The organism is Amycolatopsis pigmentata (assembly GCF_042684065.1).
Classification (GTDB): Bacteria; Actinomycetota; Actinomycetes; order Mycobacteriales; family Pseudonocardiaceae; genus Amycolatopsis_E; species Amycolatopsis_E pigmentata.
Window position 1 is genome coordinate 727,016 of the sequence record NZ_JBHUKR010000007.1, and the last position, 24,940, is coordinate 751,955.

Consider the following 24,940-nt stretch of genomic DNA (forward strand, 5'->3'; position numbering starts at 1 on the left):
AAACATGGACGTGGCCAGGGTCGCGATCATCGGCGGCAACCGCATCCCCTTCGCCCGCTCGAACGGGCCATACGCCAACGCCTCCAACCTGGACATGCTGACGGCGACCCTGGACGGACTGGTCAGCCGGTTCGCCTTGCGGGGCGAACGGCTCGGCGAGGTCGCGGCGGGCGCGGTGCTCAAGCACGCACGTGACTTCAACCTGGCGCGCGAGGCCGTGCTGGGCAGCAAGCTGGCGCCGGAAACGCCCGCGTCGGACGTGCAGATGGCGTGCGGCACCGGCCTGCAGGCGATCGTCAACGTGGCGAACAAGATCGCGCTCGGCCAGATCGACTCGGCGATCGCGGGAGGCGTGGACACCACGTCCGACGCGCCACTGGCGGTCAACGACGATCTGCGGCGCATTCTCGTCTCGATGAACGCGGCGAAGTCGCTCGGTGGCCGTCTGAAGCCGCTCGCCAAGTTGCGGCCTGGCCACATCGTGCCGGAGATCCCGCGTAACGCGGAGCCCCGCACCGGATTGTCGATGGGCGAGCACGCCGCGATCACCGCGAAGGAATGGGAAATCACGCGGGCGGAACAAGACGAGCTCGCGGCGACCAGTCACCAGCGTCTGGCCGCGGCCTACCGCGACGGCTTCTTCGATGACCTGCTCACGCCGTACCTGGGCCTGACCCGCGACCAGACCCTGCGCCCCGACTCGACCGCGGAAAAGCTCGGCAAGCTCAAGCCCGTCTTCGGCGGGCCGAACGGCACGATGACGGCGGGGAACTCCACCCCGCTTTCCGACGGCGCGTCCGCGGTCCTGCTCGCGAACGAGCAATGGGCGGCGGAGCGGAAGCTTCCCGTGCTGGCGTATCTCACCTTCTCGCGAACGGCGGCCGTGGACTACGTGCACGGACGCGAAGGCTTGCTGATGGCGCCGGCCTACGCGGTCCCGAGGATGCTCGACCAGGCCGGGCTCTCCTTGCAGGACTTCGACTTCTACGAAATCCACGAAGCGTTCGCGTCACAGGTGCTGGCCACCCTGAAGGCGTGGGAAGACCCGGGCTTCGCCAAGGAACGGCTCGGCCTCGACAACCCGCTGGGGTCGATAGACCGGGCGAAGCTGAATGTGCACGGTTCGTCACTGGCCGCGGGCCACCCGTTCGCCGCGACCGGCGGGCGCATCGCGGCCACGCTCGCGAAACTTCTGCACCAGAAGGGCTCCGGACGCGGCCTGATCTCCATCTGCGCCGCCGGCGGCCAAGGCGTCACCGCGATTCTGGAGAAGTAGCGAGCATGCCGGGGAGCAGGAGGGGTTCTCTCCTGCTCCCCGGCACCGACGCTCAGTTGCTGGAGACCTTCTTCGAGGCCTTCTTCGCGGCGCGACGGGCACGCCAGCCCAGCGAGGGCTTGCCCTCGGTGTCGGCCGCCGCGATCATCAGGCCACCCGCGAGCCCGGCGTTCTTCAGGAAGTGGATCATCTGGTCCTGCCGGTCACGCGGCTCCTTGGCGTCCCAGAAGGGGTGGGCCGCCGCGGTGGTCGGCACCAGGCTTCCGAGCAGGGCCAGCGCGGAAAGCCGGGGCAGCTTGCCGAAGGCGAACGCGGTACCCGCGATGATCTTCACGGCCGCGTCGATCCGCACCAGGGTGGCCGCGTCCGTCGGGACGGAGTCGGGCAGCCGCTCTCGCTGCCGACCGACCGTCTTGTCCAGCAAGGGTTTCGCGACCTCCGCGTGCATCTCGGTCTCGCGGAGCATGTTGACTCCGCCGACGATGAAGATTCCCGCGAGCATGGGGCGAGCCAGTCGACGCACAATCATGTCTGGAAAGTACCCACTCGACGTGACTACAACACTCTAACCTTCTCTTGGATGTTTTCTAGATTGGCGTATACGTCGGTAGCGGCCCGCCGCCGACACACCATCGGGTTTTCTCGGCAAATCTCGGGTCTTCGCTAGAAAGCCGGATACTGTTCGAGCGATGGACCCGATCCGCAACCCCTTCGCCCCTGGCGCCGGCCAACGGCCGCCCGAGCTGGCGGGACGGGAACGCGAGCTCAACGCCTTCGAGGTGGTGCTCCAGCGGGTCGCGCGGGGCAGACCCGAACGCAGTCTCGTGCTCACCGGCCTGCGCGGCGTGGGCAAGACCGTGCTGCTCGGCGAACTGCGGTCGATGGCGGTCCGGCACGGCTGGGGTGCGGGCAAGATCGAGGCCCGACCCGACGCCGACCTCAGGCGCCCGCTGTCGGCGGCACTACACCGGGCGATCCGGGATCTCGCCGTCCGGCATCGCGCGCCCGACCGGGTGGAGGAGGTGCTCGGCGTGCTCAAGGCGTTCGCGCTCAAGGCGAACAAGCCGGACGCCAAGCTGCGCGACCGGTGGCAGCCCGGCATCGACGTGCCCGCCGCCCAGGGCAGGGCCGACTCCGGCGACATCGAGATCGACCTGGTCGAACTGTTCACCGAGGTCGCCGAGCTGGCGGCCGACGTGGGCACCGGCGCCGCCCTGCTCATCGACGAGATCCAGGACCTCAAGCCACCCGACGTGTCGGCCCTGTGCGCGGCCTGCCACGAACTCTCCCAGTCCGGCGCGCCGTTGGTGGTCGTCGGCGCCGGCCTGCCCCACGTGCCCGCGGTGCTGTCCGCGTCGAAGTCCTACTCGGAACGGCTGTTCTCCTACGCCAGGATCGACCGGCTGGATCGCGACCAGGCCGACCGTGCGGTGACCGTGCCGATCGAGCGGGAGGAGGCCGGGATCGAACCCGAGGCGCTGGACGCCCTCTTCGACGCCTCGGGCGGATATCCGTACTTCATCCAGGCCTACGCGAAGGCCGCCTGGGACGCGGCACCTGCCGATCCCGTCACGATGCAGGACGTCCGGGTGGCCGCGCCCGAAGCCGAGCAGGAACTCGCCGTCGGCTTCTTCGGGTCGCGCTACGAACGTGCCACCCCGGCCGAGCGGGAGTACCTGCTGGCCATGGCCGAGCTCACCCAGGGCCGCGACGAAGGGGCTGGAACCTCGGACATCGCCGTGTATCTCGGCCGTAAGCCCTCCTCCCTGTCGCCCGCCCGGGACAGCCTGATGAAGAAGGGCCTGGTGTACTCGGCCGAACGCGGGCACATCGCCTTCACCGTGCCGCACTTCGGGCACTACCTGCTCGGCCGCGGCGACGATTGAGGCTTCTACAGCTATCTAGAACTCAGACTAGAAAGCTGGATAATCACTGAGAGGTTCCGTTCGCGAAACAGGTGTGCCGCGGTGGTGCAGACCCTCCGAATTCGCCCATTAGAGTGACGTGCGCCACATGGAGCGCAGGGTGTAACGCCGCCAGAGAAGTCGGCGATAGACCTGATGACCCCGTGATGCTGGCGGACCCCCGACCTGGCAGCATCACGGGGTTTTCCAATGCCCGCGTCCATCCGGGCTCCAACCCCTTCCCCATCCTGAAAGCGCTTGCGCACCGCGCTAGTCTTTGACTTAGTCAACGATGTTGTTGAGGTGGTCAATGAATCAGGGATTGCTGGAGCGGGTCGCCGAGGTCAGGGCGTTCAACCGGCTCTATACGCGCGTGATCGGCGTCTTGGGCGAGGGTCACCTGGGCTCCCCGTACTCGCTCAGCGAGGCTCGCGTGCTCTACGAACTCGCCCATGAAACGCGTGACGAGACGGTCGAGGTCACCGAACTGCGGAAGCGGCTCGATCTCGACGCCGGATACGCCAGCAGGCTCCTGGCCAAACTGGCCGAGCGCGGGCTGGTGACCAGGCAACGTTCCGCCGAAGACGCGAGACGGCAGGTGATCCGGCTGACCGAGGCCGGAAGGGCCGAGCAGCGGGTGCTCGAGGAGCGGACGGTCACCCAGATCGCCACCCTGCTGGAGCCACTGGACGAAGACGAACAGCGACGGCTGCTCAACTCGATGCGGACGATCAGCCGGCTTGTCGACGGGCGCGGGCCGGACGGCACGCTGGTGCTACGTCCGCCCCGGCCCGGCGACCTCGGCTGGGTGGTACAACGCCACGCCGACATCTATGCCCGCGAATACGGCTGGGGCACGTCGTTCGAGGCACTGGTCGCCCGCATCGTCGCCGACTACGCCGAAGAGCACGACCCGGCGCGTGAGGCGGCGTGGATCGCCGAACTGGACGGGGAACGAGTCGGCTGCGTGCTCTGCGTACGTGGTTCGGACGACACGACCGCGAAGCTGCGACTGCTGCTCGTCGAACCCACCGCACGAGGGCACGGGATCGGCCGGCGGCTGGTCGCCGAATGCCTCGAATTCGCGCGGACCCACGGGTACACCGCGATGGAGTTGTGGACCCACGATGTGCTCACCGCGGCCCGGAACATCTACCGGCGGGCAGGCTTCGAACTCGTGGAAAGCAAGCCGCACCACGATTTCGGCGAAGAGGAGGTCGGTGAGATCTGGCACCGGGAGCTGTGACCGCGGTTACCGCCGCTCGCGGCCCATCCGGTAGAACTCCGGGTTGGGCCGCAGGGCGGTCAGGTGCGCCAGGCGGTTCGACATCGCGAACAGCGCGGTGATGGCGCCGACGTCCCAGATCTCGTCTTCGGTCAGCCCGGCCTTCCGGGCAGCCGCCAGGTCGGCCTCGCCGAACTTCGCGGACTCTCGCGCCAGAGCCAGCGCCAGGTCCACGATCGCGCGGCCGCGCTCGTCGAGTTCGACCTGCCACGGGTTGCTCGACACGCGATCCGCGAGCTCCGGATCCTTGGCTCTGATCCGCAGGATCGCGCCGTGCGCCACCACGCAGTAGGTGCAGTGGTTGGCTCCGGAGGTCGCCACCACGACGAGTTCTCGCTCGGCCTTGCTCAAGCCTTCGGCACGGTCCATCAGCGCGTCGTGGTAGTCGAGGAAGGCACGCAGTTCGGCGGGGCGGTGGCCGAGAGCCCGGAAGATGTTGGGCACGAAACCGGACTTCTCCGCGATCACTCCCACGCGTTCACGAAGATCATCCGGCAGATCACCGAGTTCGACCACCGGGAAACGGCTGATGTCCTCGCTCATGCTCGTTCTCCCCGCCGGTTCACGTGCTCCTTCCCATCACGCTACTGCTTGTCGAGCACCGGCACCGGGCGCAGGTTCCGGTCGTGCTCGTCGGCGTGGTAATCGGCGGACTCGGTGTCGTCGGTGCCGTTGAAGACCTTGGCGCCACGGGCGATCAGGGTCACCACCACCGCCACCACCAGGTTCGCGATCAGCGCCACGAACCCGGGGTAGATCTGCACCTGTGAACCGGCGAACGGGTGCCAGCCGAAGACCGACAACTTGTCGAGCGCGAGGGCGGAGCCACCGAAGTGCGCCTTGCCCGTCTTGGGGTTGGGGATGCCGTAGAGCATGATCACGGCCCACGCCATGCCGACCGCCCAGCCCGCGATCAGGCCCCACCGGTGCAACCAGCGGGTGTAGAGCGAGATCGCCACGGCGGGGAGCGTCTGGAGGATCAGCGCGCCGCCGATCAGCTGAAGGTCGATCGAGAACTGCGGGTCGATGAACAGGATGAACGCCACCGCACCGAACTTCACCACGAGCGAGGCGAGCTTGGCCTGCTTGGCTTCCTGCGCGGGAGTGGCGTCCCGGTGCAGATATTCCTTGTAGATGTTGCGCGTCCACAGGTTCGCCGCGGCGATCGACATGATGGCGGCGGGCACCAGGGCCCCGATCCCGATCGCGGCGAACGCGATTCCGGCGAACCACGACGGGAACTGCGTGTCGAACAGCGCGGGCACCACGGTGTTCGAGTCGGCGTTTCCGGTGGCGGCGTTGGTGATCGGCTTGACCCCGGCGGCCAGCGCCACGTAACCGAGCAGCGCGAGCAGACCCAGCAACAGCGAATACGCCGGCAGCGCCATCATGTTCCGCTTGATGACGTTGCGGCCGCGGGAAGCGAGCACACCGGTCAAGGAGTGCGGGTACAGGAACAGGGCCAGCGCCGAACCGAGGGCAAGCGTCGCGTACTGCAACTGGTTGGTCGAGCCGAGCACGATCGAACCCGACGGCTTGCCCGTCTTGGGATCGGGCGTGGTCAGCTTCTGCTGGCTCACGTCGAAGATGTGCGACCAGCCACCGAGTTTGGCGGGCAGGTAGAACACCGCGACCAGGATGACCACGTAGATCAGGCCGTCCTTGACGAAGGCGATCAGCGCGGGCGCGCGCAGCCCGGACTGGTAGGTGTAGAGCGCCAGGATGACGAACGCGACCAGCAACGGAAGGTGCCCGATCAGACCGCCGCCGTTGACACCCATCGTGCGCAGGACCGCCTCGATACCGACCAGTTGCAGCGCGATGTAGGGCATCGTGGCGACGATTCCGGTGAGCGCGATCAACAACGCCAGCGTGGGTGAACCGAACCGGCCGCGCACGAAGTCGGCCGGTGTGACATAACCGCGTGAACGGGACACCGACCACATGCGCAGCGCGGGCAGGAACACGATCGGATAGAGGATCACGGTGTAGGGCAGGGCATAGAACCCGAGCGCGCCGGCACCGAAGACCAGGGCGGGCACGGCGACGAAGGTGTACGCCGTGTAGAGGTCACCGCCGACCAGGAACCAGGTGATCCACGAGCCGAACTTGCGCCCGCCAAGACCCCACTCGTCGAGGTGGTCCAGGGAAGCGGCGGCCCGCCAGCGCGACGCGGCGAATCCCAGCACGCTGACCACGACGAACAGCACGATGAAGATGACCAGTTCGGTCCACTGCAGGCCCCGGCCGGGCGCCTGCGCGAGAACGACTTCGGCGCTCACTGCTGATCCCCCTCATCCAGGTCGTCGACGGGGAGGTGGTCCTGTTTGCCGGTTTCGGCAGGCCGCTGTTTCGTCGTCACGTACACCAGAGCCACCGAAGCGACGCCGACCAGCACGAAAAGGAACTGGTACCAGTAGAAGAACGGCATCCCCAGCACTCTCGGCTTGTCGAAGTTGAACCACGGGGTGACCAGCATCAACAGAGGGAGGAGCAGGACCAGGTTCCACGCGCTGAGCCGCGTTCCACCCGTCCGACCGGCGACTTTGCCTGACATGAGACCTCACTTACGTTCTCCGCGCGGGCTCACCCTAGGACGTCCCGGCGATTTCGTCATCCGGTGTCCGAATATCGATTTGATCTCCCGCGCTCACCGCGACGGCCGGTGGACAACCTGTGGACGACTCCGCCGGGTCCCAGCCCGGCCGTCTCCCACCGCCACCTCCGCGCGACGGTCAGCCCTCTTCGGTGAGGGCCGCTTCGGCCGGCTCCGGTCCGGCGAGGTCCGGCTCGTCCTGGTCGCGGAACTTGCCGGTGACGATCACCAGCAGTAGGTAACCCAAGGAGAGAACGAGCATCGCGAGACCGGCCAGCAGCATCGTCGAACCTCCTTTCACGGCTTGTATTCCCTGAGACGATCCAGTTATGGCCCTCGTTGCCGCATCGGCGGTTTCTTTTCGGTCGCGATCGTGCTAGTCCACATCCTGTGCACAGATCCATCCACAGGGTGTGGATGGATGAGCACGGATAGACTCGGTCCCATGGTGCGAGTGCCGCTGACCGAAGCCGAACGCGAGCGCGGCGAGCGGCTGGGCGCGCTCCTGCGGGCGGCGCGAGGCCCACGGAGCATGGCCGAGGTCGCCACCGAGGCCGGGATCTCGGTGGAGACCCTGCGCAAGATCGAGACCGGGCGCATCCCGACTCCGGCGTTCTTCACCGTGGTCGCCGTCGCGGACACCGTCGGACTCCCCCTCGAAGCACTGCGCGAAGCTACGACCGGCGCAGCAGTTCGATGACCGGGGCGAAGGCCTCCATGTCGCGTTCCAGCACGGTCACATAGCCGATTCCCAGCCGCTCGCGGTTCGACCTGATCCGCGCGACGATCTCCGCCGGAGTACCGACGAGCAGAGTCGGCAACTCGCCCAGTCGCGCGGGAGAAAGCGCGGGCGCGTACGTCAGACGTTCCACGAGTGCCGCATCCCGGTCATCCGTCACGACCACGGACTGCACCAGGACGTTGAACTCGATCCTGGCCGCCCGATCACCGAGTTCGCGCCGGACGAACTCGACCCGCTCCTCGAATGCCTCGAAATCCGCGAGGCCGCCGTCGACACCGGGCGAAAAACCGGCGAACGCGATGATGTCGGCGTGCCGGGCGGCCAAACTCAGCATCCGGCGTCCCCACCCGCCGAGCAGCAGCGGGGGCCCGCCGTGCTGGGCGGGACGCGGCTGGTAGTCCGAGTCCTCGTAGAGTCCCCGGAGCTCGGTGATCATGCGCTCGAGGAAGTCGATTCGTTCGCCCGCGCCGGGGAAAGGCAGCCCGGCCGCGTCGAACTCGCCCTTCACATAGCCCGCGCCCAGACCCAGTTCCAGCCTGCCGTCGACGAACTGGTCCGTGGCCGCGACATCCCTGGCCAGCAGGGCCGGGTTGTAGAACGGCACGTTGAGCACGTAGGTCGTCAGGCGTACCCGCTCGGTGACCTCGCCCGCGAGCACGAGTGCCGGAAAGGGCGCCGGCATCCCGAGGTGGTCGGCCACCGAAATCACGTCGTAGCCGAGGGCTTCGGCCCGACGGCACTTGCCCACCCACTCGGCGCGCGTCCCCGGCGTCATCATGTTCACGCCGAACCGGAATCCGTCCATGGTTCCCCCACCGTAGACAGCCTGAAGGCCACCCTACCGGCGAAACGCGCGGTGAGAGTGGCCTTCAGGCACAACGGAAAGGGTCAGCCGAGGCGGGACCTCAGCGCGTCCAGCTCGTCATGGAGGTTGGAGGGCACCTTGTCCCCGATCTTGGCGAACCACTCCTCGATCAGCGGGATTTCCTGGCGCCATTCCTCGGCCTTGACGTCCAGCGCGGCCTGGATGTCTTCCAGGGGCTCGCGAAGGCCGTCGACGTCGAGGTCCTCGGCACGGGGCACGAAGCCGATCGGCGTCTCCTGCGCGGCCGCGCGGCCTTCGAGTCGCTCGACGATCCACTTCAGCACGCGCGAGTTCTCACCGAAGCCCGGCCACAGGAAGCGCTTGTCCTCGCCGCGCCGGAACCAGTTCACGTAGAAGATCTTCGGCAGCTTGGTCGCGTCGGCGTTCTTGCCCGTGTCGATCCAGTGCTGGAAGTAGTCACCCGCGTGGTAACCGATGAACGGCAGCATGGCCATCGGGTCACGGCGCACCTCGCCGACCTTGCCCGCCGCGGCGGCGGTCTTCTCCGAGGACATCGTGGCGCCCATGAACACGCCGTGCTGCCAGTCACGCGACTGCGTCACCAGCGGGACCGTGGTGGCGCGGCGGCCACCGAACAGGATCGCCGAGATGGGCACGCCCTTGGGGTCGTCCCACTCCGGAGCGAGGATCGGGCACTGCGACATCGGCGTGCAGTACCGCGAGTTCGGGTGCGCGGCGGGCTCGTCGGACTCCGGCGTCCAGTCCTTGCCCTTCCACGACGTGAGGTGCGCGGGCTTGTCCTCCATGCCCTCCCACCAGACGTCACCGTCGTCGGTGAGCGCCACGTTGGTGAACACCGAGTTGCCCTTCTCGAGGGTCCGCATGGCGTTCGGATTGGTGTGCCAGTCGGTGCCGGGCGCCACGCCGAAGAAGCCGAACTCGGGGTTGACGGCGTACAGCCTGCCGTCGTCTCCGAAGCGCATCCAGGCGATGTCGTCACCGAGGGTTTCCGCGCGCCAGCCCGGGATCGTCGGCTGCAACATGGCGAGGTTCGTCTTGCCGCAGGCGCTGGGGAAGGCCGCGGCGATGTAGTACGCCTTGTTCTCCGGGGAGATCAGCTTGAGGATCAGCATGTGTTCGGCGAGCCAGCCCTCGTCACGGGCGATCACCGAGCCGATCCGCAGCGAGTAGCACTTCTTGCCCAGCAGCGAGTTGCCGCCGTAGCCGGACCCGTAGCTCCAGATCTCGCGGGTCTCCGGGAAGTGCGAGATGTACTTCGTGTCGTTGCAGGGCCACGGAACATCCTGCTCACCGGACTCCAGCGGCTTGCCGACCGAGTGCAGCGCCGGCACGAACGAACGCTCGGTGCCGTCCTCCGCCACGAACTTCGCCAGCGCGTCGGCCCCCATCCTGGTCATCACGCGCATCGACGCGACGACGTAGGCGAAGTCGGTGATTTCGATGCCGAGCTTCGGGTCGTCCGACCCGAGCGGACCCATGCAGAAGGGCACCACGTACATCGTGCGACCCCGCATGCAGCCCCGGTAGAGCTCGGTCATCGTGGCCTTCATCTCGTCGGGGTGGACCCAGTTGTTGGTCGGGCCCGAGTCCTCCTCGCGCTCCGAACAGATGAAGGTCCGCTCTTCCACCCTCGCCACGTCGCTGGGGTCCGACGCGGCCCAGTACGAGTTGGGTTTAGCTTGCAGCGCAACAAAAGTACCGGCTTCGACGAGTTCGGAGTTGATGCGCGCGGCCTCGGATTCGGAGCCGTCACACCACACCACCCGGTCCGGAGTGGTGAGTTCGGCGACCTCCCGCACCCACGCAAGCACACCGCTGTGCGAGGTCGGCGCCTTGTCCAGACCCGGGATGGCTACTGCAGTCATTCCTTCTCCTGACCTCGACGGCGAAATAGCTTCGCGCACCGGGGGTGGTACCCGGTGTGCGGTTTCGGGGATTTTTTGAGAGTAACCGCGAGAAGAGGCCCTAACCGCCCCTTGACCTGTCGGTTCTCTCACAAAAACGATCAGGGAATCGATTCAGATATCGCTGAACCGGCTGAGCGCGAAAAGGTTTCCCGCCTGTCGTGATCTCACCGAGACCGTAATGCGCGCGAAACGCGTCGAGGCCACCCGCGCGAGTGGCGGATGACCTCGAGGTGGATTGCCCGGTTCGCCGGGAAAGCTCGGTTGTGACGACTACCCGAAGAGGTTCTTCAGTTCTGGGAGATCCACTGCCCGGTCGCGGAATCGATCTTCGCGACCCCTTCGACCGTGTCGTACTGCGGGCCGCCCCAGAGCTTGTCGCTGTCCGCGGCGACACCGTCGCCGCCCGGCATCTCGGTCCACTGGCCAGGACCGGTGTGCTGGTAGGTGTGCGATTCACCGGAAGAGGTGACGATCGTTTCGACATCGGCCTTACCGTCACCGTCTGTGTCGGTGAACAGGACGGTGTCTCCCTGGGCGTCGGTCATCACCGCGGTGTCGGCGGTGCCGTCGTGGTTGCTGTCCACGGTCGCCGGCCCGGCGTCCACGGTGCCGTCCTCGGTGTCGGCGGTGATGTCGCCGGCGTGCGCGGTGTCCGTCTCGTGCCCGCCTGTCCCGTCGTCGTGTGCCGCGACCCAGGCCCCGGTCGACGAGTCGTACGTCGCCTCGGCGATCACGTCGCCGTGCGCGTCGGTGTGGAGGTAGTGGTCGGCGCGGCCGTCGCCGTCGGCGTCGCCGTACGCGGTGATCGTGCCGTCGGCGTTGTCCATGCGGACCGTCTCGTAGACGCCGTCGTGGTCGATGTCCATGTTCTCTTCGGCGGTGTAGCTCTGACCGTCGACGGTGATCTCCATTTCACCGTCGTGACCAGTGGTGTCACTGGCTTCCGTCGCTGACCCGGTGTCGTCGATCCACACGCCGAAACTCCCCACTCGTTGCCCAGGAGGGTGCCTGGAGAAAACTGTCGTTTCCTCTAGGACTCACCGTATGCCGGTTGGGTTCCCGACCACAACCGGGTCAGTCCTGGTCGCGGAGCGTTCGCAGGCGGCTGAGCAGGGACTCTGCCCGCTCACGGGCTTCGGTCGTCTCGGCGATTCGCCGGGTGACCGAAGCCAGGCTGTTCGCGCGTTCCCGCGCATCCATCTTGATCGTTTTGTCGACTTCTTTGAGTTCGGCCTCGATCGCGTCGATGCGGCGGGCCAGCGCGTCGTCCAAGGCCAGGGAAAGCTGCTGTTCGGCCTCGATGAGCTGCTCGGCGACCAGTTGGTCCAGCGTCGACCGCGCATCCGCGATGGACTCCACCAGCCACTGTTTGACATGCTGCTTGTCCGCCGCGTGCCGGCGGGTGCGGGCCATCCACCAGCCCGCGCCGAGTCCGATCACGATCGTCGCCGGCAGCACGACCGGGTTCAGCAGGGCGACCCCGGCCAGCGGCAGCGCGGCGACCTTGCCCGCCCCCACGCCACCGGACACACCCATGAAGACGAGGAGCTTGTCCTCCGGCGTCGGCGGTTTCTTGTCCGGGGGCCTCAGCATCACCTGCGGTCCCCCGGTCCGCAGGAACTGGGCACGGATCACGTCGAGTTCCTCGGGGGAGAACAACTCGGCCAGCGCCACGTCGGTCACCCGGTTGAGCCGCCGCGCCAGGTCGGCCGACACGCCTTGCGATATCGCCTGCAACGCGGCGTCCACCTGCTGCGGCAGTGCCGCGAGCTGGTCCCGCTTGGCGGCGTCGATCCGCTGCCGGAAGTAGGACTGGGCATCGCGCGTCCGGCGGGCCGACTCGTGTCCGAGATCCACCCGCGCGCGCTGGATTTCCCCGCGCAGCCTGAGTTGCCAGCCGCGAGTGGACGACCTGCGGTCGGCGGCGAGGCGGTCCCGCCTCTGCCGAAGGGCCTCGGCTTCGGTCTCTCCGGCGGAAAGCGCTCTCTGCTCGGCCTTGAGCACGGCATGCCGTTCGGCGAAGGCGCTCGCCAACGCCCGCAGGGTGTTCGCTTCACCGAGCATCGCCGATCGTCCGACCAGCAACTCCTGCAGCGCCGCCTGCACCGCGCTCACCCCGGACCGCTCGCGCAGCATCTCGGCCGCCTGCGGGCTCGGGGCTTTGGCCGCCATCTCGAACATCCGCGCCGACACCGGGTGGAACGTCGCATCGGCGAACCGGGGCGCGTGCTCGGCCAGCAACCGCCGGTCGGCTTCGAGCACCTCCCGCCAGCCGCGGAACTGGTCTGTCTTCGACAGCGCGAACACCACCGTCTCGACCCGGTCACCGGCCTGGCGGAGGAAATCCAGCTCCCCCGCGGTGAACGGCGACGACGCGTCGACGACGAAGAGCAGCGCGGTGGCCGAAGCCGACGCCTCCAGGGCCAGCTCGCCGTGCATCGAGTCCAGCCCGCCCACCCCAGGAGTATCCACAATGGACAGACGCGCCAGGATCGGCACCGGTCCGGTGACTTCGACGTAGCGCGGCGGGATCTGCCCTTCGGGCAACTCGTGCGCCGCGGAAACCCAGCGCACCAGCTCACCGGGTGCGATCGGGACCGGCGGGAGCTGCCCCGGGTAACAGGCCCGCGCCGACCATTCCGGCGCGTGATCGAAAACGAGATACGTGGCGGTGGCCACCTCCGCGTCCACCGGCGAGGCGCCCGGCGTCGCGAGCAGGGCGTTCACCAGGGAACTCTTGCCCCGGTTGGTCTCACCGACCACCACGACCGACGGCTTGGCCCGCCGCGCGCGGCGCACGGTGTCGACCCACTCGGCCGCTCGGGGATCGGCTTCGCGCAGGCGGCCGATCAACTCGTCCCTGGCCTGCTTCACCTTGCCGGGCAGCGCCGCGATCGGATCGGTCATCGCTTCTTGTACACCGTCACGACGGGCGCCCGGAGGAGCCGGTCGTGGTCGGTGAACCCGACGACCTCGGTTTCGGCGACCACCCCGTCCAGGGCCGGATTGTCGGTGTCCACGGCCGCGCCTGCCTCGTGCAGCGACGGATCGAACCGCAGGCCGTCCGGCCGCACCGCGACCACGCCGACCCCGGCCAGTCCCTGTTCGATCCGCTCGACCACACCGCCGCTGCGGGCCCGGTCGAGTGCGTAGAGGCAAAGCTGGATCAGCGTCTGCCGGTCGGAGAGCGCGCGCTCCAACGGGGAGTCCACATCGGGTTTGGACGCGCCCTCGGGCCGGGCGGTTCCTCCGGCCTCTTCGATGATCTTGGCCAGCGTAGTCGCGGGGATGGGGCCGGTCGGCACCTCTTCCATCGCGCTCACCCCCGGTTCTCGCGCGGTCGTTGCCAGATGAGGCCGCGTCGGGCAAACCACTGAGAGCCGCAGCCGGTGCCTGTGTATCCGCCCTCAAGCGCGAGGAAAAGGTCTCCCACGAAGCACAGCATGGCGCACACCCGAACCGGCGGTGTCAGCACGGGGGTGGCCTGAACTGTTCGGGTCCCTGGAAGACATCGGTATGTCAGTGCCTTCTCCCGGTCGGACGAGCTGCCGAGCCTCCGTTCCGCTGGCGCACTCTGCGGAGCGCCCGCCCGGGCGGAATCAGGCGATCCCCGGGCCGAGATCCATGGCGTGGTCGGTGGAACTGGGTAATGGCGAGGGAGCCGCTGCCCGCGCAGGCCGAGAACATGATCAAGGCGGCTCGGACGGCCGGTCGTGCCGGAGTGGTCGCCGATGACATCACCTACCTCACCGGCATCGCCCCCAGGACCTTCCGCCGGTGGTGCGAGGAGCACGCAGGCGCATTCCGCTAGACACCGCGACGGACGGCGCCGGGCGATGGCCCGCCGCCGGACCATCATCGTTGCCGACCTGCCATGACAGCCCAGCCGCAGGCGACCTGTTGCCGGTAACCGCGGTAGGTCCGCTCAGCGCAGTTGTTGCCAGATGAGGAAATAGGAGCGGTGCACCACGTGCGCCACCCGGCTCTGTGCCGGGGTGGCGCCGAAGGAGGCGAACGAACGCCACCAGCCCGCGCGTTCCAGCGCGTGCGCGGCGAGTTCCGGCCGCGCGGCGCCGGGCATGCCCAGTTGAGCGTCGATATCGGCGTTGCTGCCCACCCGCAGCACCTCCTCGGCCAGATCCTCCGGCATGTCCACCGCGCCCGCGGCGACCACGGTCAGCGCTTCGAGCAGCCGGAGTTGATGCGCCTCCGGCTTGGCCAGGAGCACTTCGATCGCGTCGTGCACGCGCTGCCGTTCCGCCGGGTCACCGGAGGCGTGCGCGAGCGCGGTCACCGAAGCCAGCGCGGCGGCCGCCTTGATGCCGTCGGCGCGGGCGGCGAAGACCACGTTGAGCCGGGCGCGGACCGCGGCCAGGCCGGAGACCTCCAGCAACATGCGGCGCAGCGCGCCCGCGGTGATCTCGGGTTCGGCGCGGATCGCTTCGATCGCACGGCGAACGCCGTAGAGATCGAGCTTCTCCAGCAGCCGCAGCCTCGTGCCCGAGGGCACCTCACAGTCCCAGGTGGTGAAGATGTCGGCACCGAGGAGCATCGTGTCCAGCGTCGGATCGTCCAATTTGGACAGTTGACGAAGGGTTTCGGCGTCCGCCGAGGTGAATCCGCCCGCCTCGGCGGACTCGGCGATCAGGCCGATCACCGGCAGTACGTCGGCGACCCTGGGCTTGAGCAACGCCGCCTGCTTCTCCGCCAGGATCTCCGCGGCCCGCCACACCGGATCCCCTTCACCGGATTCCGCGCCCTGTACCGACTCCGCGGGGATGGTGTCGGCCTTGTTCAGCACCGCGATGGCGTTGACCGGACCGGCTTCACGGCTCGCCGTGGCCGCTGTGAACGCCGCGAGCGCCTGCTGGTCGTCCGCGCGTACGCCCTGGGTCACCACGTAGAGCACCGCCTCGGCACCCGCGACCGCGTTGCGGGACGTGGGATCGAGCTCCCCGATTTCCCCGGCGCCGGTGTCCTTCCGTGTGGCCGCGCCCAGCAGTTCCTCGGTGCGCGAAACGGACGCGGCGTCAAGCGAGCCCAGTCCGGGGGTGTCGATGACCGTCATGTCTTCGAGAACGGCATTGGTCAGGTAGGCCTCGATGTGCGAGACCTTCGAGATGTCCGCGCCCAGTTCGGCCGGGATCATGCCATCGGCGGCGAAGGGCAGCACCTGCTTGTGCCCGTCGGTGAAGACCACCTCGACCCGGTCCACCGTGCCGTACTGGAAGCGGGTGACCAGACGAGTGCACTCGCCGACGTCGGTCGGCGCGACCCGGCGCCCGATCAGCGCGTTGACCAGGGTGGACTTGCCGGACTTGATCCGGCCCGCGACCGCAACCTGGAGGGGAGCGCTCAACCGGCGCATCACCTCCGCGAACCCGGCCGCCGTGCGCGGCGAGACCTGCGGCTGCAACCGTCGGCACAGGTTCGCCACCGACAACGACAGCGGGCCCGCCAAGCGGCCCTGGTCGGTCACCTCACCCCCTCCCTTCCTCTGCCTCACACGCCGGCGGGCTTGAACCGCGCTCAGTGCCTCTGGCACTCGAATACGGTGCCAGAGCCGCGCGATCCGGGCCGAATCCTGCCAGAACTCAGCCTGGAGGCCTAGACAAGGTGGTTCCGCCGGATGACGCGGAGGTGCGGTGGCCTGACCTACGGTGAACGGGTGCGGCGACTGAGTTTGTGGATGCGGACGCATCCGATGGTCGGAGACAGCCTCATCGCGTTGCTGCTCCTGCTCTTCGACGGGTTGCTGTTCTCGCATGGGGCCAACAGCCAAGGCGGGCAAGGGCCCGAGTGGTACGTCGTCCTGCCCATGGACCTGGCGATAACGCTTCCCTTGGTGTTCCGCCGGAAGTATCCGCTGTGGGTGGCGTCCCTCGTGCTGGTCATCTCCATTCCGCACACCCTGCTGAAACTCGGGCTCGGTGGCATGGCGGCACCACTGATCGCGCTGTACTCCGTGGCCGTTTATGTGAACCGCAGGCAGGCCGTGTACTACCTGATCCCGCTGGTCGCCGTCGTCTCGGTCGATTCCGCGCTGGTCAGTACCGGGGAAGAATGGCTCTCCATCATCGTGGAGATGGTGCTGGTCGCGTTCACCTGGGTGCTCGCCGAGTTCGTCGGCGCACGGCGGGCCTACCGGGCCGAACTGGACGCGAGGCTGCACCTCCTGGAGACCGAGCGTGACCAGGCGACCAAGATCGCGGTCGCCGAAGAACGCAGCCAGATCGCTCGCGAACTCCACGACGTGGTCGCGCACGCGGTCAGCGTGATCGTGGTCCAGGCCGACGGCGCCTCGTTCGCGGTCCGATCCCAGCCGGAACTGGCCGAGCGCGCGGTGCAGACGATTTCGCGCACCGGACGGGAAGCGCTTGCGGAACTGCGCCGGCTCCTGCAGGTTCTGCGCAGTGACGACAGTCCGGGCAGCCCGAACGTCCCGCATCCCGACGCCGCCTCGCTGGCCGAACTCGCGGAGCGGATCCGGGTGGCCGGTATCCCGGTGGAACTCGACATCGCGGGATCGCTCGGCGGCCTGCCCGCCGGCGTCTCGCTCGGGCTGTACCGGATCGTCCAGGAATCACTGACCAACACGCTCAAGCACGCCGGCCAAGGCGCGCGGGCACGGGTACGGATCAGGCGGACCGAGGACGTGATCGAGGTCGACGTCACCGACGACGGCGCGGGCCGGGCACCGGCGCTCGCGCGTTCCGGGCCGTTGCCCGGCGGCAACGGCGTGATCGGGATGCGGGAGCGCGCCCACATCTTCGGCGGTTCGCTCGAAGCCGGGCCGCACTCCAGTGGTGGGTGGCGTGTGCACGCGACCCTGCCCACTAAATTGACGCCGTGATCCGCGTGGTGGTGGTCGACGATCAAGAACTGATGCGTGCCGGGTTCCGGATGGTGCTCGGCGCACAGGAGGACATCGAGTTGATCGGCGAAGCGGGTGACGGAGCAGACGCGGTCCGCCTCGCCGAGCGGCTACAACCGGACGTGGTGCTGATGGACATCCGAATGCCCGTCCTGGACGGTGTCGAGGCGACGAAGCGCATCGTCGAAGCCGGAAGTTCGAGGGTGCTCGTGATGACCACGTTCGACCTCGACGAATACGTGTACTCGGCGCTCCAGGCCGGGGCGAGCGGCTTTCTCCTCAAGGACACCCCGCCCGCCCATCTGGTTTCGGCGCTGCGCGCGGTGGCCAGCGGTGACGCCGTGGTTTCGCCATCGGTGACGCGGCGGCTGCTGGACCGGTTCGTCAACGCCGGGGGCGGACCGCCGCAGGACACCTCGGCGCTGGACGTCCTCACCGAACGGGAACGGGAGGTGCTGATGCTGATCGCCAAGGGACTGTCGAACCTCGAGATCGCCGAAACGCTCTTCCTTTCCGAAGCGACCGTGAAGACGCACGTCGGCCGGATTCTCGCCAAGCTCGAACTGCGCGACCGGGTCCAAGCCGTCGTGCTCGCCTACGAAACCGGTCTCATCCGTCCCGGCAACAACCACTGAAACGATTTTCACCGGAACGGAGCGGAATCCGCCTTCGCCTGGTCGAGACCGGCGTGACGCACCTCGGACAGCCAACGTCCGAAATCCGGCTTCGTGCCGTCGAGATCGGTGAAGCCGTAGGTGCGCATGAGGGTCCACGACGCGAGCGTTCGCCCGGCGAACCGGGCGACCTCCGGGTCGGTGACCAGCGCGGCGACTCCACGCGCGAGGTACGAGGGCGTCTCGGAGACGGCGAACGACGGCGGCGCGGTCTTTCCGATGGCCTCGCGCCAGTTCGCCTCGGTGACGCCGAAGACATCCAGCATCGACTCGGACCGGAGAAAGCCCGGCGTCACCGCCAGACCGGTGCAGCCGTGCCCGGCCAGTTCTTCCCCCAACGCCCTCCCGAGCGCCCGCACGCTGCATTTCGCCACGTAGTAAGGGATTCCCGCCTCGACATATTCGTCGTCCTCACCGTCGGTCACCTCGATGACCAGGCCACCCGGCCTGCGGATCACCAACGGCACCAGGCGGTGCAACGCGATGAGGTGGGTGTCCACGGCGTTGCGCACCATGTGCAGTGCGTCATCGATACTCGACTCCCAGTAGGCGTGCTGGAAGTCGAGGAACATGTCGCCGCCCCACACGTCGTCGACCAGGACGTCGAGCCGCTCGCCGATCCGGTCCCGCAGATTGTCCACATCGGGCACCGAGGTGAAGTCGCACCGGACCGTCACCGCCCGGCCACCCGCGGCTTCGACCAGTTCCGCGGTCTCTTCGATGGTCTCCGGACGGTTCAGCGGGGATCGTGCCGAGCGCGTGGAGCGGCCGGTGACGAACACCGTCATGCCGAGCCTGCCCAACTCGACGGCGATGGCCCGGCCGCACCCTCTCGTCGCGCCGGTGACCACCGCGACCTTGTTCGCGAAATCGTTCATGAATTCGGACCATAGCGACCGACCCTGACAAAACCGGGCGGGAAGCTCAGGGGGCTTTTCAGGGTCTTCACCGATCGTGCGAAGCCCGGACCCGGGGCAAGCTACTCCCACAGTCGGGGGCAAGTTCGGTCCACAGGATGATGCGCGAGGCCCATCGGGTGCACGACACTTCACCGCACCGGGGAAACAACCACAGGCACTGACCAGGGGAGCAACAATGATCGAGGCAACAGGCCTCACGAAGCGATACGGCAAGACGCTCGCCGTGGACAACCTGACCTTTCAGGTCGAGGCGGGCCGGGTCACCGGCTTCCTCGGCCCGAACGGCGCGGGGAAGTCGACCACGATGCGCATGATCCTCGGCCTGGACAACCCGACCGCGGGCCAGGTGCTGATCAAGGGTAAGCGTTACCGGGAGTTGAAGGACCCGCTGCGCACCGTCGGTGCCCTGCTCGACGCGAAGTGGGTGCATCCGAACCGTTCGGCGCGGGCGCACCTGCGGTGGATGGCGGCGGCGAACCGGATCCCGGCCCACCGGGTGGACGAGGTCCTCGACACCGTCGGGCTGACCAGTGTCGCGGGCAAGCGCGCGGGGGCGTTCTCGCTCGGCATGTCCCAGCGGCTCGGCATCGCGGGCGCCCTCCTCGGCGACCCCGAGGTCCTGCTGTTCGACGAGCCGGTCAACGGACTGGATCCCGAGGGCATCCTGTGGATCCGCAAGTTCATGCACCGGCTGGCCGACGAGGGCCGCACCGTGTTCGTGTCCAGCCACCTGCTCTCGGAGATGGCGTTGACCGCCAGCGACCTCGTCGTCATCGGCAAGGGAAGGCTGATCTCGCAGTCCAGCACCAAGGAGTTCGTGTCCAGGGCCACGGAGAACGCGGTCAAGGTGCGGAGCCCGCAACTGGAGCAGTTGCGCACCCTGCTCGTGCAGGCAGGCGCCGATGTCACCGACTCCGACGACGGAGTCACAGTGTCCGGAATGGACAGTGAGAAGATCGGGGAACTGGCCGCCGCCAACCGCATCGCGTTGCACGAGCTCAGCCCGCAGGCCGGCTCGCTGGAGCAGGCGTTCATGCAGATCACCGGGGATTCCGTCGAATATCACACCGGGCTCGAAGCCGAAGCACAGCACGTGCTCGAGCCGACACGCTAAGGGGAGACCATGACTTTGCTGTCCGTCGAGCGCCTCAAGCTCTTCACCACCCGCTCGCCGTGGTGGTGCGCGCTGATCACGCTCACCATCACCATCGGCTTCGCCGCCCTCGTCACGGCCAACGCCGACGACAGGGAGTTCGCCCCCACGGTGTCGTCCACCCAGATCGGTTACGGCCTCGGCATGGCCGTGATCATGGTGCTGGCCGCGCTTTCGGTGACCACCGAATACCGGTTCGGCACCATCCGCACCACCTTCCAGGCGATCCCGAACCGGATCGCGGCGCTGTTGGCCAAGACCACGGTGGTCGCACTGCTCTGCCTGGTCATCGGCGAGATCAGCGCGTTCGGCGCCTGGGGCGTGGGCAAGATGATCAAGCCGACCGCCGATCTCGCGCTCAACAGCACCGCGGACTGGATCAACGTGGCCGGTGTGGGCGTGATCTACGCCTTCGCCGCCATCATCGCGATCGCGGTGGGCATCATGATCCGGCACAGCGCCGGCGCCATCGCGCTCCTGCTCGTCTACTCGCTCGCGGTGGAGAGCCTGGTCGGGCTCATCCCGGGCATCGGCCACGACATCCAGAAGTGGATGCCGTTCAACGTGGCCGAAAAGTTCCTGACCGGGGACGCGGGGTCCAACTCCGGCCGCGGTCCCGGGGGCGGGCAGTCGTCCGGCGTGATCCTCAGCCAGGGCTGGTCACTGGCCTACTTCGCCGCCGTCGCGATCGGCCTGCTGGCGATCGCGATCACGGTGGCCAAGAAGCGGGACGCCTGACACAGGCCACCGACAGGGGGACTCCGGCGGGGCGCTGCGATTCGGGGGCAGCGCTCAGCCTGAGAAGGGGAAAGAAGAAGGTCCGGGCCGCTATCCGGGGAGCGGCCCGGACCTTCTCCCATGTTCGGCCGGCGAAAGGTGGGCGCGGTGCGGCCCCGGCTGGGACAATCCGAGCTGTGATCGAGGCGACCGGGCTCACCAAGCACTACGGCACCACCGTGGCGGTGCGTGACCTCTCGTTCCGGGTCGAGCCGGGCCGGGTCACCGGCTTCCTCGGCCCGAACGGCGCGGGCAAGTCGACCACCATGCGCATGATCCTCGGACTGGACCGGCCCACCCGCGGCGAAGTGCTCATCGACGGGCAACGCTATGCGGACCTGCGGCTTCCGCTGCGCGAGGTCGGCGCCCTGCTCGACGCGAACTGGCGGCATCCCAACCGCTCGGCCCGCAACCACCTGCGCTGGATGGCGACCTCGAACGGGATCCCGGACTCCCGCGTCGACGAGGTGCTCGAGCTGGTCGGGCTGAGTTCGGTCGCGAAGAAGAGGGCGGGTGGTTTCTCCCTCGGCATGCTCCAGCGGCTCGGCATCGCGAGCGCGCTGCTCGGCGACCCGCGGGTGCTGCTGTTCGACGAACCGGTGAACGGGCTGGACCCCGAGGGCATCCAATGGATCCGGACGTTCATGCACGCCCTCGCGGAAGAGGGCCGCACCATCTTCGTCTCGAGTCACCTGCTCTCGGAGATGGCGCAGACGGCGCGGGATCTCGTGGTGATCGGCAAGGGCAGCCTGATCTACCAGGGCACCACCGACGACTTCGTGCACCGCGCGACCGGGCGCACCGTGCGCGTCCGCAGTCCGCAACCGGAAGACCTGCGGACCGCGCTGACCGAGCGGCGGATCACCTTCACCGAGCAGGACGGCGCCTTGCTGGTGTCCGACCTGACCAGTGCGGAACTCGGCGATCTCGCCTTCTCGGCGGGAATCACGCTGCACGAACTGAGCCCGCAGACCGGTTCACTCGAAGAGGCATTCATGCAGTTGACCGGCGAGTCCGTCGAATTCCGCACGGGCACGCCGAAGGAGCCGGGGTGAATCTCCTCGCGGCCGAAACCATAAAGCTCTTCAGCGTGCGGACGACCTGGTGGTGCTCGGTTCTGGCGGTGCTCGTCTCGGCCGCTTTCGGCGCGGTTTTCACGTTCATCGTCGGTGACGAAATCCAGGTGACCGTCGCCACGACGCAGATCGCGTGTTCGTTCGGGCGCGCCGTGGTCCTGGTCAGCGCGGTACTGGCCGCCACCTCCGAGACAAAGGCGGGTCCGGTTCTTCCCGGCATGCCGGACCGGGGTCGCGTGCTCGCGGCCAGGGGCGCCGTGGTCGCGGGCTGGGCGGCCGCGCTCGGCCTGGTCGCCGGACTCTCCTCGTGGCTGCTCGGCACGCTGGTCAATCCCGGGCTCGACCTGGTACCGGCCACCGCCGCCGACTGGCGGGCGCTGGCCGGGCAACCTCCGCTGTTCGCGCTCACCGCGCTCTTCGGCCTCGGTGCCGGCCTGCTGTTACGCCGGACCGGCGTGGCCGTGGTGGCCGTGCTCGCGTGGTCACAACTCGTCGAAGGGCTCCTCGTCCTCCTGCCGCATTTCGCCGGCGGCCTCTACCGCTGGATGCCGTTCTTCGCCGCCGCGCGTTTCGTCGACAGCGACCTGACCGCGCTCGGACTGTCGCCGGACCACCTGCCGATGGGTCCGGCCGCCTACGGCGCCTACTTCGCCGCGATATCGGTGCTGATTTTCCTCGCGGGTGTCGGACGCAACAGAAAACAAGGTTTAAGAGATTAATCTGTGGATATTGGTATGGGGCCGGGGTTAAGAGCGGGTTAATACCGTGTGGTCGCTCTCACACGAAGCAGACAAACCATGCCTGAGCAGGGAATATGGAACTACCACGTCGGGAGACCTTACGGAGGTGACCCTTGACGGTGGATATCCGACGAGAAATCGGCACGCCTCTTGACGGACCGCCCGGTGACGCGCGGAACCCGACACTCGAACCGCTCGACCTGCTGCAGTGGGCGCAGGCCATCGAAGCACCCCGTGACACCGTGTCGGCGACGAAACCGGCGGAAATGCGTCGTGCCTGGATCCACCGCGCCCCGGAATCCGAGGTGCTGACCCTCTTCAAGGCCGTGAACGCCGGTGGCGAACCCATTCCGGCGCCCTGGTGGCTGCACGCACTCGCCGACGGACGGCTGGATTCCCGGGAAACCGGCTTCCGCATCGAAGACCGGATCGCGCAGTTGCTCTCCCGGCGTCCCGGCTGGGAGTTCCTGCCCTGGGCCGCCGACGGCGAATCCGGTTACTGGGAGTTCATGCCGTCCGAAGGGGGACGGTCGGGCCACCGCATCCCCACCACCATCCTGTGCACGAGCCGTCACCAAGGCTGGATCGACGTACTGCCCGCGCACAGCGGCACCACCCCCGAACCGATCGCGGTGGCGGGCCTGGCCGGTCTGCGGTCACGCCTGGGGGAGTTCGAAGCCGTGCGCTGACCGACCCATCTTCAAACTGGAGACGCCTGATCAAGTGAGCGATCGAACCCGCCCCCGAAGGTACTCGATCTCGGGGGCAGGGCTCCCCCTCGGCGAAACCGAACGTAAATACCAAGGCGAGCCCTGGCCACGAGATCGGGTGGGCGGGTTCTGAAAAAGCACTGATCCCGGCTACCTTGGGCCGGTGGAAAGCGAGCAGCAACCGCGGCTGCGGAGCGTGGTCAGCTACGTGCAGCGCGGCGGTCGCATGACCGTCGGTCAGCGACGTGCGTGGGACGAGTTGTGGCCGGAACTGGGCCGCGAGGTGGCCGATCTGCCCGACGGCCCGATCGACTTCGCCGCGTGGTTTTCGCGCCCGGCCCCGGTGCTGCTGGAGATCGGCTCGGGGATGGGCGAGACGACCTCCCGGCTCGCCGCCGCGGAGCCCGAAGTCAACTACGTCGCCGTCGAGGTCTACGAGGCCGGGCTCGGCCAACTCATGCTGCGGGCCGAAAAGCTCGGCCTGAAGAACCTGCGGCTCCTGCACGGGGACGCCGTGATCCTGCTCGAACGACACATCGCGCCGGCGTCGCTGTCGGGTGTGCGGGTGTTCTTCCCGGACCCGTGGCCGAAGAAGCGGCACCACAAGCGGCGCCTGATCCAGCCGTCGTTCGTGCGGTTGCTCGCCTCCCGCATCGCGCCGGGCGGGATGCTCCACCTGGCGACGGACTGGGCGCACTACGCCGAGCAGATGCTCGAGGTGTGCTCGGCCGAGCCGCTGCTGCGCAACCGTTTCGACGACTGGGCCCCTCGGCCGGACTGGCGACCGGTCACCAAGTTCGAGCAGCGCGCCGATTCCGACGGGCGAATCAGCCGCGACCTGATTTTCGAGCGCATTCCGGACCCACCTCGGTGAGCCTTCCCGGCGTCGGCCGCGTGATCATGAAAATCACCCTGTTGACGTTCCGGGAATTGCCGGGGAAGGCCGCCGTCGATTTCACGGTCGCATCGAATACCGTTTCCCGATGTGATCGGTGTAACAGCAAGCCTGATACGGTAGCCGCGATGAGCAACGAACGAACCGCCTACCTGGTGAAACGGCTCGAACTCGCCATCCGGGGGCGCCTGGACGCCGTCATGCGATCGCACGGCCTGACCGCCGTGCAGTACACCGCGCTCACCGCGCTCCAGCGGCAACCGGGCCTGTCATCGGCCCAGCTCGCCCGCCGGTCGTTCGTCAGCGCGCAGACCATGCAGGAGATGATCGTCAAGCTCGAGCGGCAGGGGCTGGTGAAACGTACACCGTGTGAGGAGAACCGCCGAATCCTCCGGTTGTACCTCACCGAAGCCGGCTCCGCGAAACTCAGCGAATCCGATCACGAGGTGGATGAAATCGAAACCGAAATGCTCGCCGATTTGAATGAGGCACAGGTCGAGGCGCTGCGCCGGATCCTCCGGATCTGTACGCAGCGCCTGACCAAATCCATGACCTGAGCGGAGA

26 protein-coding genes are annotated in these 24,940 nt (G+C 67.8%); 14 read left to right on the forward strand and 12 right to left on the reverse strand.

The genetic code is table 11. The features are described from left to right. Positions 1-4 precede the first annotated feature (4 nt). Positions 5-1,276: an acetyl-CoA C-acetyltransferase gene (locus ACFSXZ_RS16485; protein ID WP_378265902.1), complete on the forward strand. Its 1,272-nt coding sequence runs from the start codon at positions 5-7 to the stop codon at positions 1,274-1,276. A 52-nt stretch (positions 1,277-1,328) separates the two neighbouring features. Here the strand turns inward: ACFSXZ_RS16485 and ACFSXZ_RS16490 are convergent, their stop codons facing one another. Beyond that, complete coding sequence (locus ACFSXZ_RS16490; protein ID WP_378265903.1) at positions 1,329-1,805, reverse strand: DoxX family membrane protein; 477 nt, start codon at positions 1,803-1,805, stop codon at positions 1,329-1,331. A 160-nt stretch (positions 1,806-1,965) separates the two neighbouring features. Between ACFSXZ_RS16490 and ACFSXZ_RS16495 the strand changes: the two genes are divergently transcribed. Together ACFSXZ_RS16495 and ACFSXZ_RS16500 are read left to right on the forward strand one after the other, a co-directional pair. Continuing rightward, the gene (locus ACFSXZ_RS16495; protein WP_378265904.1) at positions 1,966-3,162 is read left to right on the forward strand and encodes an AAA family ATPase; all 1,197 of its coding nucleotides are present in this window, start codon (positions 1,966-1,968) and stop codon (positions 3,160-3,162) included. Positions 3,163-3,490: 328 nt separating this feature from the next. Beyond that, positions 3,491-4,426, forward strand: coding sequence for a bifunctional helix-turn-helix transcriptional regulator/GNAT family N-acetyltransferase (locus tag ACFSXZ_RS16500; protein WP_378265905.1), 936 nt, complete (start codon positions 3,491-3,493; stop codon positions 4,424-4,426). 6 nt (positions 4,427-4,432) lie between these two features. Here the strand turns inward: ACFSXZ_RS16500 and ACFSXZ_RS16505 are convergent, their stop codons facing one another. From ACFSXZ_RS16505 to ACFSXZ_RS16520, 4 genes are all read right to left on the reverse strand, one after another. Then, positions 4,433-5,008, reverse strand: coding sequence for a peroxidase-related enzyme (locus tag ACFSXZ_RS16505; protein WP_378265906.1), 576 nt, complete (start codon positions 5,006-5,008; stop codon positions 4,433-4,435). A gap of 41 nt (positions 5,009-5,049) precedes the next feature. Then, the gene (gene mctP, locus ACFSXZ_RS16510) at positions 5,050-6,747 is read right to left on the reverse strand and encodes a monocarboxylate uptake permease MctP (protein ID WP_378265907.1); all 1,698 of its coding nucleotides are present in this window, start codon (positions 6,745-6,747) and stop codon (positions 5,050-5,052) included. Further along, complete coding sequence (locus ACFSXZ_RS16515) at positions 6,744-7,022, reverse strand: DUF3311 domain-containing protein (RefSeq protein ID WP_378265908.1); 279 nt, start codon at positions 7,020-7,022, stop codon at positions 6,744-6,746. Before ACFSXZ_RS16515 ends, mctP begins: the two co-directional genes overlap by 4 nt. 178 nt (positions 7,023-7,200) lie before the next feature. Then, positions 7,201-7,344 carry a hypothetical protein gene (locus tag ACFSXZ_RS16520; protein WP_378265909.1) on the reverse strand — a complete coding sequence of 48 codons (144 nt, stop codon included), beginning with the start codon at positions 7,342-7,344 and terminating at the stop codon, positions 7,201-7,203. Between the two features lie 162 nt (positions 7,345-7,506). On the opposite strand from ACFSXZ_RS16520, the gene ACFSXZ_RS16525 reads away from it, so the two are divergent. Further along, entirely contained in the window at positions 7,507-7,761 is a 255-nt protein-coding gene (locus tag ACFSXZ_RS16525; RefSeq protein WP_378266484.1) for a helix-turn-helix domain-containing protein, read from the forward strand. Here the strand turns inward: ACFSXZ_RS16525 and ACFSXZ_RS16530 are convergent. From ACFSXZ_RS16530 to ACFSXZ_RS16550, 5 genes are all read right to left on the reverse strand, one after another. Further along, positions 7,736-8,608, reverse strand: a complete 873-nt coding sequence (locus ACFSXZ_RS16530) for an LLM class F420-dependent oxidoreductase (RefSeq protein WP_378265910.1) — start codon at positions 8,606-8,608, stop codon at positions 7,736-7,738. The two genes, ACFSXZ_RS16525 and ACFSXZ_RS16530, sit on opposite strands and share 26 nt — an antisense overlap. Before the next feature lie 83 nt (positions 8,609-8,691). Next, positions 8,692-10,515, reverse strand: coding sequence for a phosphoenolpyruvate carboxykinase (GTP) (locus tag ACFSXZ_RS16535; RefSeq protein ID WP_378265911.1), 1,824 nt, complete (start codon positions 10,513-10,515; stop codon positions 8,692-8,694). Positions 10,516-10,844: 329 nt separating this feature from the next. After that, positions 10,845-11,531 (reverse strand): hypothetical protein, encoded by a 687-nt coding sequence (locus ACFSXZ_RS16540; protein WP_378265912.1) that lies wholly within the window; start codon positions 11,529-11,531, stop codon positions 10,845-10,847. Positions 11,532-11,631: 100 nt separating this feature from the next. Beyond that, a complete protein-coding gene (locus tag ACFSXZ_RS16545) occupies positions 11,632-13,464 on the reverse strand; it encodes a dynamin family protein (protein ID WP_378265913.1) in 1,833 nt (610 codons plus the stop codon). Continuing rightward, positions 13,461-13,871: a nucleotide exchange factor GrpE gene (locus ACFSXZ_RS16550; RefSeq protein WP_378265914.1), complete on the reverse strand. Its 411-nt coding sequence runs from the start codon at positions 13,869-13,871 to the stop codon at positions 13,461-13,463. Before ACFSXZ_RS16550 ends, ACFSXZ_RS16545 begins: the two co-directional genes overlap by 4 nt. A 335-nt stretch (positions 13,872-14,206) precedes the next feature. On the opposite strand from ACFSXZ_RS16550, the gene ACFSXZ_RS16555 reads away from it, so the two are divergent. Beyond that, positions 14,207-14,368 (forward strand): hypothetical protein, encoded by a 162-nt coding sequence (locus ACFSXZ_RS16555; protein ID WP_378265915.1) that lies wholly within the window; start codon positions 14,207-14,209, stop codon positions 14,366-14,368. Positions 14,369-14,482: 114 nt separating this feature from the next. Here the strand turns inward: ACFSXZ_RS16555 and ACFSXZ_RS16560 are convergent, their stop codons facing one another. Continuing rightward, complete coding sequence (locus ACFSXZ_RS16560) at positions 14,483-16,036, reverse strand: dynamin family protein (RefSeq protein WP_378265916.1); 1,554 nt, start codon at positions 16,034-16,036, stop codon at positions 14,483-14,485. A gap of 210 nt (positions 16,037-16,246) precedes the next feature. Here ACFSXZ_RS16560 and ACFSXZ_RS16565 point away from each other — a divergent pair, with 210 nt between their 5' ends. Both ACFSXZ_RS16565 and ACFSXZ_RS16570 read left to right on the forward strand, forming a co-directional pair. Continuing rightward, entirely contained in the window at positions 16,247-17,410 is a 1,164-nt protein-coding gene (locus tag ACFSXZ_RS16565) for a sensor histidine kinase (protein WP_449224279.1), read from the forward strand. After that, on the forward strand, positions 17,407-18,066 hold the full coding sequence (locus tag ACFSXZ_RS16570) for a response regulator (protein WP_378265917.1): 660 nt from the start codon (positions 17,407-17,409) through the stop codon (positions 18,064-18,066). Before ACFSXZ_RS16565 ends, ACFSXZ_RS16570 begins: the two co-directional genes overlap by 4 nt. Before the next feature lie 8 nt (positions 18,067-18,074). Here the strand turns inward: ACFSXZ_RS16570 and ACFSXZ_RS16575 are convergent, their stop codons facing one another. Continuing rightward, a complete protein-coding gene (locus ACFSXZ_RS16575) occupies positions 18,075-18,983 on the reverse strand; it encodes an SDR family oxidoreductase (protein ID WP_378265918.1) in 909 nt (302 codons plus the stop codon). A gap of 217 nt (positions 18,984-19,200) precedes the next feature. Here ACFSXZ_RS16575 and ACFSXZ_RS16580 point away from each other — a divergent pair, with 217 nt between their 5' ends. The 7 genes from ACFSXZ_RS16580 (at position 19,201) to ACFSXZ_RS16610 (ending at position 24,933) form a co-directional block, all read left to right on the forward strand. Then, positions 19,201-20,139 (forward strand): ABC transporter ATP-binding protein, encoded by a 939-nt coding sequence (locus tag ACFSXZ_RS16580; protein WP_378265919.1) that lies wholly within the window; start codon positions 19,201-19,203, stop codon positions 20,137-20,139. Positions 20,140-20,148: 9 nt separating this feature from the next. After that, positions 20,149-20,916, forward strand: coding sequence for an ABC transporter permease (locus ACFSXZ_RS16585; protein WP_378265920.1), 768 nt, complete (start codon positions 20,149-20,151; stop codon positions 20,914-20,916). 176 nt (positions 20,917-21,092) lie between these two features. Continuing rightward, positions 21,093-22,010 (forward strand): ABC transporter ATP-binding protein, encoded by a 918-nt coding sequence (locus ACFSXZ_RS16590; RefSeq protein ID WP_378265921.1) that lies wholly within the window; start codon positions 21,093-21,095, stop codon positions 22,008-22,010. Next, the gene (locus tag ACFSXZ_RS16595) at positions 22,007-22,750 is read left to right on the forward strand and encodes a hypothetical protein (protein WP_378265922.1); all 744 of its coding nucleotides are present in this window, start codon (positions 22,007-22,009) and stop codon (positions 22,748-22,750) included. The genes ACFSXZ_RS16590 and ACFSXZ_RS16595 overlap by 4 nt, the downstream gene beginning before the upstream one ends. A gap of 140 nt (positions 22,751-22,890) precedes the next feature. Next, positions 22,891-23,460 carry a hypothetical protein gene (locus ACFSXZ_RS16600; RefSeq protein ID WP_378266486.1) on the forward strand — a complete coding sequence of 190 codons (570 nt, stop codon included), beginning with the start codon at positions 22,891-22,893 and terminating at the stop codon, positions 23,458-23,460. Positions 23,461-23,644: 184 nt separating this feature from the next. Then, the gene (gene trmB, locus ACFSXZ_RS16605) at positions 23,645-24,355 is read left to right on the forward strand and encodes a tRNA (guanosine(46)-N7)-methyltransferase TrmB (RefSeq protein ID WP_378265923.1); all 711 of its coding nucleotides are present in this window, start codon (positions 23,645-23,647) and stop codon (positions 24,353-24,355) included. Continuing rightward, complete coding sequence (locus tag ACFSXZ_RS16610; RefSeq protein ID WP_378265924.1) at positions 24,352-24,933, forward strand: MarR family winged helix-turn-helix transcriptional regulator; 582 nt, start codon at positions 24,352-24,354, stop codon at positions 24,931-24,933. The genes trmB and ACFSXZ_RS16610 overlap by 4 nt, the downstream gene beginning before the upstream one ends. The last annotated feature ends 7 nt before the right edge of the window (positions 24,934-24,940 follow it).

Bases quoted from the DNA above. Each gene is read 5' to 3' on its own strand.
- ACFSXZ_RS16565 (WP_449224279.1), top strand. From the start codon at position 16,247: ATGCGGACGCATCCGATGGTCGGAGACAGCCTCATCGCGTTGCTGCTC.
- ACFSXZ_RS16550 (WP_378265914.1), bottom strand. From the start codon at position 13,871: ATGGAAGAGGTGCCGACCGGCCCCATCCCCGCGACTACGCTGGCCAAG.
- ACFSXZ_RS16485 (WP_378265902.1), top strand. From the start codon at position 5: ATGGACGTGGCCAGGGTCGCGATCATCGGCGGCAACCGCATCCCCTTC.
- ACFSXZ_RS16495 (WP_378265904.1), top strand. From the start codon at position 1,966: ATGGACCCGATCCGCAACCCCTTCGCCCCTGGCGCCGGCCAACGGCCG.
- ACFSXZ_RS16490 (WP_378265903.1), bottom strand. From the start codon at position 1,805: ATGATTGTGCGTCGACTGGCTCGCCCCATGCTCGCGGGAATCTTCATC.
- ACFSXZ_RS16525 (WP_378266484.1), top strand. From the start codon at position 7,507: ATGGTGCGAGTGCCGCTGACCGAAGCCGAACGCGAGCGCGGCGAGCGG.
- ACFSXZ_RS16580 (WP_378265919.1), top strand. From the start codon at position 19,201: ATGATCGAGGCAACAGGCCTCACGAAGCGATACGGCAAGACGCTCGCC.
- ACFSXZ_RS16500 (WP_378265905.1), top strand. From the start codon at position 3,491: ATGAATCAGGGATTGCTGGAGCGGGTCGCCGAGGTCAGGGCGTTCAAC.
- ACFSXZ_RS16520 (WP_378265909.1), bottom strand. From the start codon at position 7,344: ATGCTGCTGGCCGGTCTCGCGATGCTCGTTCTCTCCTTGGGTTACCTA.
- ACFSXZ_RS16585 (WP_378265920.1), top strand. From the start codon at position 20,149: ATGACTTTGCTGTCCGTCGAGCGCCTCAAGCTCTTCACCACCCGCTCG.
- ACFSXZ_RS16515 (WP_378265908.1), bottom strand. From the start codon at position 7,022: ATGTCAGGCAAAGTCGCCGGTCGGACGGGTGGAACGCGGCTCAGCGCG.
- ACFSXZ_RS16535 (WP_378265911.1), bottom strand. From the start codon at position 10,515: ATGACTGCAGTAGCCATCCCGGGTCTGGACAAGGCGCCGACCTCGCAC.
- ACFSXZ_RS16555 (WP_378265915.1), top strand. From the start codon at position 14,207: ATGGCGAGGGAGCCGCTGCCCGCGCAGGCCGAGAACATGATCAAGGCG.
- ACFSXZ_RS16545 (WP_378265913.1), bottom strand. From the start codon at position 13,464: ATGACCGATCCGATCGCGGCGCTGCCCGGCAAGGTGAAGCAGGCCAGG.
- ACFSXZ_RS16575 (WP_378265918.1), bottom strand. From the start codon at position 18,983: ATGAACGATTTCGCGAACAAGGTCGCGGTGGTCACCGGCGCGACGAGA.
- ACFSXZ_RS16505 (WP_378265906.1), bottom strand. From the start codon at position 5,008: ATGAGCGAGGACATCAGCCGTTTCCCGGTGGTCGAACTCGGTGATCTG.
- ACFSXZ_RS16530 (WP_378265910.1), bottom strand. From the start codon at position 8,608: ATGGACGGATTCCGGTTCGGCGTGAACATGATGACGCCGGGGACGCGC.